The sequence below is a fragment of the Pseudomonas sp. OVF7 genome, from assembly GCF_030644265.1.
GTDB lineage: Bacteria > Pseudomonadota > Gammaproteobacteria > Pseudomonadales > Pseudomonadaceae > Aquipseudomonas > Aquipseudomonas gorinensis.
The window spans coordinates 371,480-386,852 of the sequence record NZ_CP128996.1; the positions used below are offsets into that span (position 1 = coordinate 371,480).

At 59.6% G+C, this 15,373-nt stretch carries 13 protein-coding genes; 11 read left to right on the forward strand and 2 right to left on the reverse strand.

Annotated features, from left to right (window positions below):
• Positions 1-91: 91 nt before the first annotated feature.
• The 10 genes from argE to QU606_RS01720 all read left to right on the forward strand — a co-directional run bounded on the left by argE (position 92) and on the right by QU606_RS01720 (position 11,018).
• Entirely contained in the window at positions 92-1,240 is a 1,149-nt protein-coding gene (argE, locus tag QU606_RS01675) for an acetylornithine deacetylase (RefSeq protein ID WP_024077986.1), read from the forward strand.
• 133 nt (positions 1,241-1,373) lie between these two features.
• Positions 1,374-2,675 carry an amino-acid N-acetyltransferase gene (gene argA, locus QU606_RS01680; RefSeq protein ID WP_024077985.1) on the forward strand — a complete coding sequence of 434 codons (1,302 nt, stop codon included), beginning with the start codon at positions 1,374-1,376 and terminating at the stop codon, positions 2,673-2,675.
• Between the two features lie 1,046 nt (positions 2,676-3,721).
• Entirely contained in the window at positions 3,722-5,092 is a 1,371-nt protein-coding gene (locus QU606_RS01685; protein ID WP_069077239.1) for an OprD family porin, read from the forward strand.
• 290 nt (positions 5,093-5,382) lie between these two features.
• Positions 5,383-6,021 carry a peroxiredoxin gene (locus QU606_RS01690; protein WP_024077983.1) on the forward strand — a complete coding sequence of 213 codons (639 nt, stop codon included), beginning with the start codon at positions 5,383-5,385 and terminating at the stop codon, positions 6,019-6,021.
• Positions 6,022-6,338: 317 nt separating this feature from the next.
• Positions 6,339-6,932, forward strand: a complete 594-nt coding sequence (ssuE, locus tag QU606_RS01695) for an NADPH-dependent FMN reductase (RefSeq protein WP_304998057.1) — start codon at positions 6,339-6,341, stop codon at positions 6,930-6,932.
• 98 nt (positions 6,933-7,030) lie between these two features.
• A complete protein-coding gene (locus tag QU606_RS01700; protein ID WP_024077981.1) occupies positions 7,031-7,999 on the forward strand; it encodes a sulfonate ABC transporter substrate-binding protein in 969 nt (322 codons plus the stop codon).
• 25 nt (positions 8,000-8,024) lie between these two features.
• Entirely contained in the window at positions 8,025-9,173 is a 1,149-nt protein-coding gene (ssuD, locus tag QU606_RS01705) for an FMNH2-dependent alkanesulfonate monooxygenase (RefSeq protein ID WP_024077980.1), read from the forward strand.
• A 9-nt stretch (positions 9,174-9,182) separates the two neighbouring features.
• Positions 9,183-9,971 (forward strand): aliphatic sulfonate ABC transporter permease SsuC, encoded by a 789-nt coding sequence (gene ssuC, locus QU606_RS01710; protein WP_024077979.1) that lies wholly within the window; start codon positions 9,183-9,185, stop codon positions 9,969-9,971.
• On the forward strand, positions 9,968-10,774 hold the full coding sequence (gene ssuB, locus QU606_RS01715) for an aliphatic sulfonates ABC transporter ATP-binding protein (RefSeq protein WP_024077978.1): 807 nt from the start codon (positions 9,968-9,970) through the stop codon (positions 10,772-10,774). The genes ssuC and ssuB overlap by 4 nt, the downstream gene beginning before the upstream one ends.
• 28 nt (positions 10,775-10,802) lie before the next feature.
• A complete protein-coding gene (locus QU606_RS01720) occupies positions 10,803-11,018 on the forward strand; it encodes a molybdopterin-binding protein (protein ID WP_003176783.1) in 216 nt (71 codons plus the stop codon).
• Positions 11,019-11,137: 119 nt separating this feature from the next.
• Here QU606_RS01720 and QU606_RS01725 read toward each other — a convergent pair whose 3' ends face one another.
• Together QU606_RS01725 and QU606_RS01730 are read right to left on the reverse strand one after the other, a co-directional pair.
• A complete protein-coding gene (locus QU606_RS01725) occupies positions 11,138-11,767 on the reverse strand; it encodes a TetR/AcrR family transcriptional regulator (protein ID WP_024077977.1) in 630 nt (209 codons plus the stop codon).
• A gap of 231 nt (positions 11,768-11,998) precedes the next feature.
• Positions 11,999-13,375 carry a glutamine synthetase family protein gene (locus QU606_RS01730; RefSeq protein ID WP_003213894.1) on the reverse strand — a complete coding sequence of 459 codons (1,377 nt, stop codon included), beginning with the start codon at positions 13,373-13,375 and terminating at the stop codon, positions 11,999-12,001.
• A gap of 609 nt (positions 13,376-13,984) precedes the next feature.
• On the opposite strand from QU606_RS01730, the gene QU606_RS01735 reads away from it, so the two are divergent.
• Positions 13,985-15,343, forward strand: a complete 1,359-nt coding sequence (locus QU606_RS01735) for a glutamine synthetase family protein (protein WP_017845082.1) — start codon at positions 13,985-13,987, stop codon at positions 15,341-15,343.
• The last annotated feature ends 30 nt before the right edge of the window (positions 15,344-15,373 follow it).

Here is a 15,373-nt window from a genome sequence, read left to right on the forward strand (position 1 = left end):
AGGACTGAGCCCGGCAGCGCGCCGCAACGGTTTATTGTGTCGTGCAGATGCCTCTATAGTGAGGTTCATCCGGGAAGTAGGGAGACCGCGCATGCCGTTGCCGTCCATGAAAGAGCAATTCGCCGCCTTGATTGCCGCGCCGTCGGTCAGTTGTACCCAGGCGTCTCTCGACCAGAGCAATCGCCCGGTGATCGACCTGCTCGCCAGTTGGCTGGGCGACCTGGGATTCGCCATCGACATCCAGCCCGTCAGCCCCGGCAAGTTCAACCTGTTGGCCAGTTTCGGCAGCGGCCCGGGTGGCTTGGTGCTGGCAGGTCATAGTGACACCGTTCCTTATGACCCGGCGCTGTGGAAGACCGACCCCCTCAAGCTGACGGAAGTCGATGGCCGCTGGGTCGGATTGGGCAGTTGTGACATGAAGGGTTTCTTCGCGCTGGCCATCGAAGCGGTGTTGCCGCTGCTGGAGCAGCCGTTCAAGCAGCCGCTGCTGATCCTCGCCACCTGCGATGAAGAGAGCTCCATGTCTGGCGCCCGTGCCTTGGCGGCCGCCGGGCGCCCGCTGGGGCGTGCGGCGGTGATTGGCGAGCCGACCGGCCTCAAGCCGATCCGCCTGCACAAAGGCGTGATGATGGAGCGCATCGATATTCTCGGCCAAAGTGGCCATTCGTCAGACCCGAGCCTGGGCCACAGCGCCCTTGAGGCCATGCACGATGCCATCGGCGAATTGCGCGGCCTGCGCCTGGCCTGGCAGCGCGAGTACCGCAACCCGCAATTCAGTGTGCCGCAGCCGACCCTGAATTTCGGCTGCATCCATGGCGGCGACAATCCCAACCGCATCTGTGGCCAGTGTTCCCTGGAATTCGACCTGCGGCCCCTGCCGGGCATGGACCCCCAGGCGTTGCGCGCCGCCATCCGGCAGAGGCTCGAACCGCTCGCCGAGCGCCATCAAGTCAAGATCGACTACGCGCCGTTGTTCCCCGAAGTGCCGCCGTTCGAACAGGCCGAAGACGCCGAGCTGGTGCGGGTAGCGGAACGATTGACCGGTCATCGTGCCGAAGCAGTAGCGTTTGGCACCGAAGCGCCTTATCTTCAGCGCCTTGGTTGTGAAACCCTGGTATTGGGCCCCGGCGATATCGCTTGCGCCCACCAGCCAGGCGAGTACCTCGAAATGTCACGCTTGACGCCTACAGTGCGTCTATTGCGTGAGCTGATCGAGCATTACTGCCTCAAACCTGCATAAATTAACCCCCGTCCATTCGTACATAAGGAGAGCGAGCGTGTCGCCAAGCCTGTTCCGACGATAACCATCAGCCCGCTGTGCGTTTTCACGACTCATCCTTTTTCGGCTGCTTTTTATTACAGGCCCAGGTTCCATGCCCGAATACGTCAATTGGCTTCGTCACGCTTCGCCCTACATCAACGCCCACCGCGACTGCACCTTTGTGGTCATGCTGCCCGGCGACGGTGTGGAACACCCGAATTTCGGCAATATCGTCCACGACCTGGTGCTGCTTCACAGCCTGGGCGTGCGCCTGGTGCTGGTGCACGGTTCGCGCCCGCAGATCGAAGCACGCCTTGAAGCACGCGGCCTGACCCCGGCTTACCACGATGGTTTGCGCATCACCGATGCCGCAACACTGGAATGCGTGATCGATGCGGTCGGCCACCTGCGTATCGCTATCGAGGCGCGGCTGTCCATGGACATGGCCTCGTCGCCGATGCAGGGTTCGCGCCTGCGGGTGGCCAGCGGCAACCTGGTCACCGCGCGGCCGATCGGCGTGCTCGAAGGCGTGGACTACCACCACACCGGCGAAGTGCGCCGGGTCGACCGCAAGGGCATCAATCGCCTGCTGGACGAGCGCTCCATTGTGCTGTTGTCGCCCCTGGGGTATTCGCCCACCGGCGAGATCTTCAACCTGGCCTGCGAAGACGTCGCCACCCGTGCCGCCATCGACCTGGGCGCCGACAAGCTGCTGCTGTTTGGCGCCGACCTGGGCCTGATCGATGAAAACGGTCGCCTGGTCCGTGAACTGCGCCCGCAACAAGTGCCGGCGCACCTGCAACGCCTGGGCAGCAGCAACTACCAGGCCGAATTGCTCGATGCAGCGGCCCAGGCCTGCCGTGGCGGGGTAGGGCGCAGCCATATCGTCAGCTACGCCGAAGACGGCGCATTGCTCACCGAACTGTTTACCCGGGACGGCGGCGGTACGCTGGTGGCCCAGGAGCAATTCGAACTGGTGCGCGAAGCGGCGATTGAAGACGTCGGCGGCTTGCTTGACTTGATCAGCCCGCTGGAAGAGCAGGGCATCCTGGTGCGCCGCTCGCGGGAGGTGCTGGAGCGTGAGATCGAGCAATTCAGCGTGGTGGAGCGCGAAGGCATGATCATCGCCTGTGCGGCGCTGTATCAGATTGCGGAGTCGGACGCGGGGGAGCTGGCGTGCCTGGCGGTCAACCCGGAGTACCGCCATGGTGGCCGTGGTGATGAACTGCTGGAGCGCATCGAGACGCGTGCCCGGGCGCAGGGCTTGAAGACGTTGTTCGTCCTCACCACGCGCACGGCCCATTGGTTCCGTGAGCGCGGTTTCGTACCGAGCAGTGTGGACCGCCTGCCGTCGGCACGGGCGTCACTGTACAACTATCAGCGTAACTCGAAGATTTTCGAAAAGGCCCTGTAGGCCCGACTCGATAGATGAATGAAGTTGCAATGTGGGGTGGGCTTGCTCCCGACGCGGTGGATCAGTCACTGAGTGTCGATCTGAACTACCGAAATCGGGAGCAAGCCCCCTCCCACATTTGATCTGTCCAGGGCTGATAAATACGTCGGTCACACTGCATCGATCCCTTCCCCCATACCTTCAAAACCCTTGCCGTGTCCCCTTTAAGCGGGGCGTCGGCTTGTCGCGCCTGTGCATTCTGGAATGTAAGGCCGGCCAACGGTTCGGGGATACCGGCGGTGTTTAAACCTGTCAGTTTGGCGATTTTCTGTGTCGGTTAAAATCCATCATCCGGCCGTCTTTCTGGGCCACCTGGTCGGCGGATTTCAGGTTCACGCCGTTGATTTGTCTGGTGCCCAGCCCCCAAAGGCGCCAGTGCAACAGGCAGGCCGTAATGAGACAAGGAGGGGGTAATGGTTTTTGTCGAGCCGGTCTTGGGGTGCGTCAATTTGGCTGCCGTGAACCCCTACTAAAGTTTCAGAATTCTTGATTTGGGCCGATACGATCAAGGCGGCAGTGGGTAGATTGCACTAGGCTGCCGTGGTCAGAACGCTCCATACGACGGCTTTAATCCCGGAAAAAATATTAGCGATACAAAAACTGTAACAAATTGACGGGAGGATGCGCGTTTGGCCATGATGGCGTCGCTTTTTTGATCGTGGGTGACGTATGCAACCCCGCGGCCACACTGAGCGATCTAAAAAAAGGCTAACAAATACCCTTTAGGAATTAGCTCGTGGAGTAGTTGGTCTACGCTGACTCGCTCACCCCATGCTAGGGCTTATTCCCAAATCGTATGAAAAAGAATGAAACAATTCTTTTTGGGTGTATGAAAAACTCATTACCCTGCAGGGACCAAATCAACTGTGATTAGACGAAGGTAGTAGACACACAAGGTTACGATTGACTTGTCAGTCACTATCCGGTGCTAATCGCGCATCTGTGGATCGAGGGCGTCAGACCCGAGACCAAAGAAATACAAAAATTAGAAATGAGAGGAGCGGTACATGAAGAAGTCCACCTTGGCACTGTCTGTAGCTTTGGGCGTAATCGCTCAGCAAGCAGGCGCTGCCGGTTTCATCGAAGACAGCCACGCCACACTGAGTGCGCGTAACTTCTACATCAACACTGATAACCGTGATGGCCAGCCATCGGCGACCTCGAACACCCGCAGCAAGAACGCTGAATGGGGCCAAGGCTTCGACCTGCGTTTCATCTCGGGTTACACCCAGGGCACTGTCCAGTTCGGCGTTGATGCGATCGGCCTGTACGGCGTGCGTCTGGATTCGAGCCGTGCAGAACACGGTAACTACACCGGTACTGCTTCCGGCGGCACCGTGTTCCCAAGCGACGGCAACACCGCTGTCAATGATTTCGCCAGCCTGGGCGTGACCGGCAAGGTCAAGATCTCCCAAACCGAACTGAAGCTGGGCACCCTGCAGCCTAAGCTGCCAGTTATCGTGACCAACGATGGTCGTCTGCTGCCGCAAACCTTCCAAGGTGGCCAGATCACTACCAACGACATCAAGGATTTGACCTTGGTTGCTGGTCAGGTCGAAAAGGCCAAGGGTCGTAACTCCAGCAACAACGAAAACCTGTCGATTGGCGGTGCCAACGGCAGCTCCAACTACAACGCAGGCAAGTTCACCAACAAGTTCTACTACGCCGGTGGTGACTACAAACTCACCAAAGACCTGACCGCCCAGTACTACTACGGCAACCTGGAAGACTTCTACAAGCAGCACTTCCTGGGTCTGACCCACAACTGGGCAATCGGCCCGGGCGTTTTGAAATCTGACCTGCGTTATTTCAACAGCTCTGACGATGGTAAAAACGGCAATACCCCTGCTTACTACAGCAGCGGTAACTACAACGGCTTCAGCGGCGGCAAGGGTAAGGTTGACAACAACCTGTACAGCGGCCTGTTCCTGTACACCGTTGCCGGTCACACCTTCGGTGGCGGTTACCAGGTCAGCAACGGTAGCAGCGACTTCCCTTGGTTGAACCAAGGCGACGGTTCGTCGGCTTACCTGACCACTGACATGCAGATCCAGAAGTTTGCCCGTGCCGGCGAACGCACCTGGCAAGCTCGCTACGCTTATGACTTCGCTAAAGTCGGCGTACCTGGCCTGACTGCTGGTGTTGTTTACCTCAAGGGTAGCGACATCGACACTGTTGGCACCAACGCTGCTCGTACTGAAATCACCGGTCAATCCGAGTGGGAACGTGACATCACCGTTGCCTACGTGATTCCAGAAGGCCCGCTGAAAAACCTCGGCGTTGCCTGGAAAAACGCTATGTGGCGTACCGACCTGGCGAACACCCGTTCCCAGGACGAAAACCGCCTGATCGTCAGCTATTCGCTGCCACTGTTCTAGTAGCGTAACGCTGTTGTAAGACTGTAAACCTTGCCCGGCGCAACGCCGGGCAAGGTGTCTTGCTTTTCAAGTCGGGCTCAACCCCCGCAAGCCCTTCCTGAACCCCTCTTCGTACAGCGTCTCAAGGCCTTCTCAAACCTTGAAATGGATGTTGCTCCTTGCCCGTTCCGGCGTCCAATGAACAGATTTTTAATATTCCATTATCATCTAGATAAATCGATATTTATTCTTTTTAAATTATCCACAATGCATGCACAGTGGGCTCCATAGCACTCACCAGGAGCCACACCATGAGCCTAAGACTGGGCGACATCGCCCCCGACTTCGAACAGGATTCCAGCGCCGGCAAGATTCGTTTCCACGAATGGCTGGGCGACAGCTGGGGGGTGTTGTTTTCCCACCCGGCAGACTTCACCCCGGTGTGCACCACCGAGTTGGGCTTTACCGCCAAGCTCAAGGACGAATTCGCCAAGCGCGGCGTCAAGGCCATCGCCCTGTCGGTAGACCCGGTGGACTCGCACCACAAGTGGATCGAAGACATCAACGAAACCCAGCACACGATCGTCAACTTCCCGATCCTAGCCGATGCCGACCGCAAGGTCTCGGACCTCTACGACTTGATCCACCCGAACGCCAGTGACACCCTCACCGTACGTTCCTTGTTCGTGATCGACCCGAACAAGAAGATCCGCCTGACCATCACCTACCCGGCCAGCACCGGGCGCAACTTCCACGAAATCCTGCGGGTGATCGACTCGTTGCAACTGACCGACAACTACAAAGTCGCGACGCCCGCCAACTGGCAGGACGGCGATGAAGTGGTGATCGTGCCGTCGCTCAAGGACGAGGAAGAGATCAAGAAGCGCTTTCCGAAGGGGTATCGAGCGGTGAAGCCATACCTGCGTCTCACCCCGCAACCCAACCGCTGACACAGGACCCATGTGGGAGGGGGCTTGCTCCCGATAGCGGTGCGTCAGGACTGAATGTGTCGACTGACACGCTGCTATCGGGAGCAAGCCCCCTCCTACAGGTTGAGCGCATTTCAAGTCACACATAGCAGGGGTTTTCAGGCCGTTTCGACGGCCTTTTTTTTCGCCTGTGAATTTATCTATGCTTTATGCATTTAAAGAATAAACAAATGAAAAAATAAGATTTATAGATATATAAATCTGCTGATATGGTCTGTTCCATCTTGGCGCCATCGCCACACAGCGAACCGCCGACACTTGCTTAAGGAATTTCCTAGATGCTGGTCGTAACACTTGGAGGCAGTCCCAGCCAGCGTTCGCGCTCCGGGGTGTTGCTGGATAAAACCCGTCAGTGGTTGCAACACAAAGGCGTGGAAGTCGTGAGTTACCAGATACGGGACTTCCCGGCCGAAGACTTGCTGCACGCCCGCTTCGACAGCCCCAAGGTCATCGACCTGCTGCAACAGGTGGCCAATGCAGACGGCCTGGTGATCGCCACGCCGGTGTACAAGGCCTCGTTCTCCGGCGCGCTGAAGACCGTGCTCGACCTGCTGCCGGAACGCGCTCTGGCCCACAAGATCGTGCTGCCCATGGCGACCGGCGGCAGCATCGCCCACATGTTGGCGGTGGACTACGCGCTCAAGCCGGTGTTGTCGGCATTGAAAGCCCAGGAGCTGCTCCACGGGATTTTCGCCGAAGACAGCCAGATCGCCTATGGCGAAGGCAGTGCCCAGGCGCATTTGGTGCCGGTGCTCGAACACCGTTTGCACGAGGCCCTGGAGACGCTTTATGGCGCCATGGCCCGTCGCCCGAAACCGCTGGACCCGCATGTGTTGAATGAACGTTTGTTGAGTGCTCGCTGGAGCATTTAAGTAAGCCTCACCGCTATATAGAAGTACTCACCTTACTCAGCCGCCAACGGCCAAGCAGGTGCAGCCAACCCCTTCATCGCATTTTTGGAGAGAGCGCCATGCGCACTGTCATCTTGCGTCGTGGTCTGGTCGCGCTGTTTGCCGCGGCTGTGTCCTTCGGCGCCATCGTTCAAGCCCACGCCGCCGAAACCCTGCGGATCGGTTATCAGAAGTACGGCACCCTGGTGCTGCTCAAGGCCAAGGGCACCCTGGAAAAACGCCTGGCCGCCCAAGGCGTGCAGGTGCAATGGACTGAGTTCCCTGGCGGCCCGCAGTTGCTCGAAGGCTTGAACGTGGGCTCTATCGACTTCGGTGTCACCGGCGAGACCCCGCCGGTGTTTGCCCAGGCGGCCGGTGCCGACTTGCTCTACGTTGCCTACGAGCCGCCCGCGCCGACCAGCGAAGCGATCCTGGTACCGAAAGATTCGCCGATCAAATCCGTGGCCGAACTCAAGGGCAAGAAAGTTGTGCTCAATAAAGGCTCGAACGTGCACTACCTGCTGGTACGTGCCCTGGAAGACGCCGGCCTGAAATACACCGATGTACAAACCGTATTCCTGCCGCCCGCCGATGCCCGTGCCGCGTTCGAGCGTGGCAGTGTCGACGCCTGGGTTATCTGGGACCCGTACCAGGCCGCCGCCGAGAAACAACTGCAAGCGCGCACCCTGCGTGACGGCACCGGCATTGCCGACAACCACCAGTTCTACCTGGCCACCAAACCCTATGCCGAAAAACACCCCGAAGTGATCAAGGCGCTGGTGGAAGAAGTGCGCGCGGTGGGCGAATGGTCCAAGGCCAACCCCCAGGAAGTCACCGAACAAGTCGCTCCGCTGCTTGGCTTACCGGCCGACATCACCCTGACTTCGGTGAAGCGCCAAGGCTACGGCGCGCTGTTCCTGACCCCGGAAGTGGTGGCGGCCCAGCAGAAAATCGCTGACAGCTTCTACCAACTCAAATTGATCCCCAAACCCTTGAGCATCAAGGACGTGATCTGGACGCCACCTGCCGCCGTGGCCAAAGCGCCGTAATTCGACTTCTTCAGGAGACAACTCCATGAGCCTCAATATTTTCTGGTTCCTGCCTACTCACGGCGACGGCCATTACCTTGGCACCGCCGAAGGCGCTCGCGCCGTCGACCACGGTTATTTGCAACAAGTGGCCCAGGCCGCTGACCGTCTCGGTTTCGGCGGGGTATTGATCCCCACCGGCCGGTCCTGCGAAGACTCGTGGCTGGTGGCCGCCTCGCTGATTCCGGTGACCCAGCGTTTGAAATTCCTTGTGGCGCTGCGCCCCGGGATCATTTCCCCGACGGTGGCGGCGCGTCAGGCCGCGACCCTCGACCGCCTGTCCGGTGGCCGGGCGTTGTTCAACCTGGTGACCGGTGGCGACCCGGAAGAATTGGCTGGCGACGGTTTGTTCCTCAGTCACGAAGAGCGCTACCAGGCCTCGGTGGAATTCACCCGCATCTGGCGGCGCGTGCTGGAAGGCGAGACCGTGGATTACGACGGCCAGCACATCAGCGTCAAAGGCGCCAAGCTGCTTTACCCACCGATCCAGCAACCGCGTCCGCCGCTGTACTTCGGCGGTTCCTCGGAAGCGGCCCAGGACCTGGCCGCTGAGCAAGTGGACATGGTGCTGACCTGGGGCGAGCCACCGGCTGCCGTTGCCGAAAAAATCGAACAGGTGCGGGCCAAGGCGGCGAAGCTGGGGCGCACCGTGCGTTTCGGCATTCGTCTGCATGTGATTGTGCGCGAAACCAACGCTGAAGCCTGGAAAGCCGCCGACAAACTGATCTCCCACCTGGACGACGACACTATCGCCCGTGCCCAGGCTTCCCTGGCGCGCTTCGATTCCGTCGGCCAGCAACGCATGGCGGCCTTGCATGGCGGCAGCCGCGACAACCTGGAAGTCAGTCCCAACCTGTGGGCGGGCGTTGGCCTGGTACGCGGCGGGGCAGGCACTGCGCTGGTGGGCGATGGTCCGACCGTGGCCGCCCGGGTCAAGGAGTACGCAGCGTTGGGCATCGACACCTTTATCTTCTCCGGCTATCCACACTTGGAAGAGTCGTATCGCGTGGCCGAACTGCTGTTCCCACACCTGGATATCGAACGTCCCGAGCTGCCGAAAAGCGCCGGTTACGTCAGCCCGTTCGGCGAGATGGTGGCCAACGATATCCTTCCCAAAGCTGCATCACAGAGCTGAGGCAGCGCCATGAACCTTGAAAAATTGAGCCATCGCGTGGCGCCGTGGGTGTTGCCGGTATTGTTGTTGGCGGTGTGGCAGCTGTCAGTGTCGGCGGGCTGGTTGTCGACGCGCATCCTGCCGGCGCCCAGCGCGGTGATTGAGGCTGGGGTCAACCTGGTGCGCAGCGGCGAAATCTGGACGCACCTGGCGATCAGTGGCTGGCGGGCCGGCCTGGGCTTTGTGATCGGTGGCGGCATCGGCCTGGCGCTTGGGTTTATCACCGGCCTGTCGACGTGGGGCGAACGCCTGCTGGACAGCTCGGTGCAGATGATCCGTAACGTGCCGCACCTGGCGCTGATTCCATTGGTGATCCTGTGGTTCGGCATCGACGAGACCGCGAAGATTTTCCTGGTGGCCCTCGGCACGCTGTTCCCGATCTACCTCAACACCTACCACGGCATCCGCAACGTCGACCCGGCGTTGGTGGAAATGTCGCGCAGCTATGGCTTGTCCGGTTTCAGCCTGTTCTGGCAAGTGATCCTGCCGGGTGCGCTGCCTTCGATCCTGGTGGGCGTGCGGTTTGCCCTGGGCTTTATGTGGCTGACGCTGATCGTGGCGGAAACGATCTCTGCCAGCTCCGGGATTGGCTACCTGGCGATGAACGCTCGCGAATTCCTGCAAACCGACGTGGTGGTGTTGGCCATCGTGATGTACGCCATCCTCGGCAAGCTGGCCGACCTGGCCGCGCGCGGCCTGGAACGTGTATGGCTGCGCTGGCACCCGGCGTATCAAGTCAATAAAGGAGGTGCGGCATGACTGCTCAACAACCTCCACGCCTGTTGAAAGGCATCCCGCTGGCGGTGCGTAAGTTGCGCAAGGCCTTTGGCGCGCGGGAAGTGCTGAAGGGCATCGACCTGCATATCCCCGCGGGCCAGTTCGTCGCCGTGGTCGGGCGTAGCGGTTGCGGTAAAAGTACCTTGCTGCGCCTGTTGGCCGGCCTGGACAAAGCCAGCGGCGGCGAGCTGCTGGCCGGTTCCGCGCCGCTGAGCGAGGCGATTGAAGACACGCGGTTGATGTTTCAGGAAGCGCGCCTGCTGCCGTGGAAAAAGATCATCGACAACGTCGGGCTTGGCCTCAAAGGCAACTGGCGCCCTAAAGCCTTGGAAGCTTTGGAAGCGGTCGGCCTGGCCGAGCGTGCCAATGAGTGGCCGGCGGCCTTGTCCGGTGGGCAGAAGCAGCGGGTGGCGTTGGCTCGCGCCTTGATCCACCAGCCGCGCCTGCTGCTGCTCGACGAACCGCTGGGTGCCCTGGACGCCCTGACCCGTATCGAGATGCAGCAACTGATCGAAAACCTCTGGCAAAAACACGGCTTCACGGTGTTGCTGGTGACCCATGACGTCAGTGAAGCCGTGGCCATTGCCGACCGGGTGATCCTGATCGAAGACGGCGAAATCGGCCTGGACCTGCTCGTCGATCTGCCGCGTCCACGCGCCCGTGGCTCACACCGCCTGGCCGCGCTGGAAGCGCAAGTGCTCAACCGTGTGCTGTCGTTGCCCGGCACCCCGCCGGAGCCCGAACCTGTTTCACCGTTGCCTACGCAATTGCGTTGGGCTCAATAACTCACTTGTCCCACGAAGGAAGAACACCATGACTATTAAAGCCATCAACGTGCGTAACCAGTTCAAAGGCACCATCAAGGAAATCGTGGTAGGCGATGTACTGTCGGAAATCGACGTGCAGACGGCATCCGGCATCGTCACTTCCGTGATCACCACCCGCTCGGTCAAAGAGCTGGAGCTGGTGATTGGCAGCGAAGTGATTGCCTTTGTTAAGTCCACCGAGGTGTCGATCGCCAAGTTGTGATTTGCGTCGCTCTTGAGGCCGTCATCGGGGGCAAGCCCCCCCACATGTTGATCTGTGAACACATTCAAAATGTGGGAGGGGGCTTGCCCCCGATGAGGCCATCCCAGTCAACACAAGGCTTATCGCTTGGGCAGATACGCCGGCAAATAAAGCCCGACATAGGCATCGAACACCCGCATCCCTTCCTCCGCCATGCGCGGCGTGATCAACCCATGCTGATGCACCGAGCGCGCATACACCCGGTCACTCAGTTCCAGTGCCAGGGCAAACACGTCCACATCCTTAGGCAGGCTCGGCACCTCGAAGTGACGATTGAACACCTCCAGCATCAAGTCGCCCAGTTCCAGATCATGCTGGCGATCCGCCTGGGTCACTTCGGTCAGCCCATGCTGTGCCAGGATCAGTTGGCGGGCGGCGGCGTCTTGGTCGTAGATGGTGAGCATGCGTTGCTCGACGATGCAGGACAGGTCACGCCAGTGCTTGAGTGAACCATGCTCGATGGGCGCCTGGATTGCTGCCCGGAAGGCGGCGTGGACGTCCGCCGTCAGTGCCTCGAGCAGCGCTGGCACACTGGCAAAAAAGTGATACACCGATGACGGTGGAATCTGCGCACGCTCGGCCACGCTGTAGATCGACAAACTGGCCACGCCTTCGGCGGCCAGCAAGGTACGGGCGGCATCAAGGATCGCGTCGATCCGGGCCTGGCTGCGGGCGCGGGGTTTGCGAGGGGCGGCGGGGCGGGGTGGCATGGAAGTCTCCTACAAGGCAGCGGGCATTGTATGAGCAGGAACCGGTGTTGTCTGCCAAGGCGCCATCGGGAGCAAGCCCCCTCCCACAGTTGACTGCGTTCCAACCTTGAAATGCAGTCAAGTGTGGGAGGGGGGCTTGCTCCCGAGGAGGCCGACTCGGTCAACCAGAAGAAACCCATAAAAAAACGCCACAGACCAAAGGTCGGAGGCGTTTTTCAGTACAACCACTGCTTACACGGTATGCAGGTACCAGTTGTACTCAAGGTCGGAGATGGAGTGTTCGAACTCTTCCAGCTCACTTTCCTTACAGGCGACGAAGATATCGATGTATTTAGGATCGATGTACTTGGCCATCACCTCGCTGTCGTCCAACTCGCGCAAGGCATCGCGCAGGTTGTTCGGCAGGCTTTGCTCGTTCTGCTCGTAGCTGTTGCCTTCCACGGGAGCGCCCGGTTCGATCTTGTTGGTCAGGCCGTGGTGCACGCCTGCCAGGACCGAAGCCATCAGCAGGTAGGGGTTGGCATCGGCGCCGGCCACGCGGTGTTCGATACGCACCGCATCGGACGAGCCGGTCGGTACGCGAATCGCCACGGTACGGTTATCCAGGCCCCAGCACGGCGAGTTCGGCACGTAGAACTGTGCGCCGAAACGACGGTAGGAGTTGACGTTAGGGCACAGGAACGCCATTTGGGCGGGTAGGGTCTCGAGCACACCGCCGATCGCGTGACGCAATGCGGCGTTCTGCTCGGGATCCTCGCTGGCAAAGATGTTCTTGCCGTCCTTGTCCAGGATCGAAATGTGTACGTGCAAACCGTTGCCTGCCTGGCCTGGGTAAGGCTTGGCCATGAAGGTGGTGTCCATCTCATGGTCGTAGGCGATGTTCTTGATCAGGCGCTTGAGCAGTACCGCGTAGTCGCAAGCCTTGATCGGGTCGGCCACGTGGTGCAGGTTCACTTCGAACTGCGCCGGAGCACTTTCCTTGACGATGGCGTCGGCCGGGATGCCTTGTTCCTTTGCACCTTCCAGGATGTCCTGGAGGCAGTCGACGTATTCGTCGAGGTCGTCGATCAGGTAGACCTGTGTCGAGTGCGGGCGTTTGCCGGAGATCGGCGAGCGGGGCGGTTGCGGGCGGCCGTTCACGTTCTCCTGGTCGATCAGGTAGAACTCAAGCTCGAAGGCAGCACAGATGGTCAGGCCGAGGTCATCAAATTTGCTTACAACTTGGCGGAGCACTTCGCGCGGATCGGCGAAGAAAGGTTCACCTTCAAGTTCGTGCATGGTCATCAGCAGTTGCGCGGTAGGGCGCTTTTGCCAGGGTTCATTGCACAGGGTGTCAGGGATCGGATAACAGATTCGGTCAGCATCACCGATATCCAGGCCCAGGCCGGTGCTTTCCACCGTAGAGCCATTGATATCCAGGGCAAATAGAGAGGCAGGCAGGTTAATGCCCTTCTCGTAAACCTTGTGGAGGCTGGTGCGTTCGATGCGCTTACCGCGCACCACACCATTCATATCCGCAATTAGAAGGTCTACGTACAGAACCTCAGGATGATCCTTAAGGAACGCGTTCGCTTCGTTAAGCTGAACGGCACGCGGGGGTACCGACATGATGCAACACCTTTGTTGTTAAAAATATCAATCATTGATCTTTTCTGGTTTCAGTCAACCCGAACGGCATGCCGAAGTCAAGCGAGGCCTTTTTTGCCCTAAAAAAGCGCCTTGAGGGCTTTTTTGAGGCTTTTTGGGGCTGTTTTTTCGGTTTGACCGCCGTGGGACCAGCAGGCTTGAGCGGGCCGTGTTGTATTTTTTACGGGGGTGTTGTGTAAAAAAATGAACAAGGCTAAGCTCGATTCAAACCCATAACAGCAATAATACCGGGGTGTTTCATGTGTCTCCTGCCGCCACTTGGCGTCTTGGCCTGCTCCATACAGGCTTTGTCATCCGTTCATCCGTCCTGTGTGAACACCCGCGCCCCGGCCAATATTCTTGACGCTTCGGCGGACCTCTTCTATGCCTCTGCGCTTCCCTCGAATTTACCCCTGAACGGCTCCCGTGCAAGGTGCTGCTCATGATTCTGCACGACTTTGGCCTGAGGAATGCAACGCTGCAGCAAATGGCAGGTAAGCTCCTACTCTGAACGAAAAAAACGACGCGGATGCTGCGTCAACCAACGCCTGGCCTTTAATGGATGCCAGGAAACCCAGCCCAGAGGCATTTATGAGTAACAACCTCGACCAGCTCACCGATTGGTTGAAAGACCACAAGATCACAGAAGTCGAATGCATGATTGGCGACCTCACCGGCATCACCCGGGGCAAGATCTCGCCGACCAACAAGTTCATCGCCGAAAAAGGCATGCGCCTGCCCGAGAGTGTGCTGTTGCAGACCGTGACCGGCGACTACGTCGAAGACGACATCTATTACGAATTGCTCGACCCGGCCGACATCGACATGATCTGCCGCCCCGACCAGAACGCGGTATTCCTGGTGCCTTGGGCCATCGAGCCGACCGCCCAGGTGATCCACGACACCTACGACAAGCAAGGCAACCCGATCGAGCTGTCGCCGCGCAACGTGCTCAAGAAAGTCCTCAAGCTCTACGCCGACAAAGGCTGGCAGCCCATCGTGGCGCCGGAGATGGAGTTCTACCTGACCAAGCGCTGCGAAGACCCGGATTTCCCGCTGCAGCCGCCGATTGGTCGTTCCGGTCGCCCGGAAACCGGCCGCCAGTCCTTCTCCATAGAAGCCGCCAACGAATTCGACCCGTTGTTCGAAGACGTCTACGACTGGTGCGAGCTGCAGGAGCTGGACCTCGACACCCTGATCCACGAAGACGGCACGGCGCAGATGGAAATCAACTTCCGTCACGGCGATGCCCTGTCCCTGGCCGACCAGATCCTGGTGTTCAAGCGCACCATGCGGGAAGCCGCGCTCAAGCACGACGTGGCCGCCACCTTCATGGCCAAGCCGATGACCGGCGAGCCTGGCAGCGCGATGCACCTGCACCAGAGCATCATCGACATCGCCACCGGCAAGAACGTCTTCTCCAACGAAGACGGGACCATGAGCCAGCTGTTCCTCAACCACATTGGCGGCTTACAGAAATTCATCCCCGAATTGCTGCCGTTGTTTGCCCCCAACGTGAACTCGTTCCGCCGCTTCCTGCCCGACACCTCGGCGCCGGTCAACGTGGAATGGGGCGAAGAAAACCGCACCGTCGGCCTGCGCGTACCGGATGCCGGCCCGCAAAACCGCCGTGTGGAAAACCGCCTGCCGGGGGCTGACGCCAACCCGTACCTGGCGATTGCCGCCAGCCTGCTGTGTGGCTACATCGGCATGGTCGAAGGCCATAACCCGAGCGCACCGGTGGTTGGTCGTGGCTACGAGCGGCGCAACCTGCGCCTGCCGTTGACCATCGAAGACGCCCTGGAGCGCATGGAAAACAGCAAGACCATCGAGAAATACCTGGGTCATAAATTCATCACAGGCTACGTCGCGGTCAAGCGGGCCGAGCATGAAAACTTCAAGCGCGTGATCAGTTCGTGGGAGCGGGAATTCCTGCTCTTCGCCGTCTGATGCGCCGGGCGTGCCGTGGGAACGGCGCGC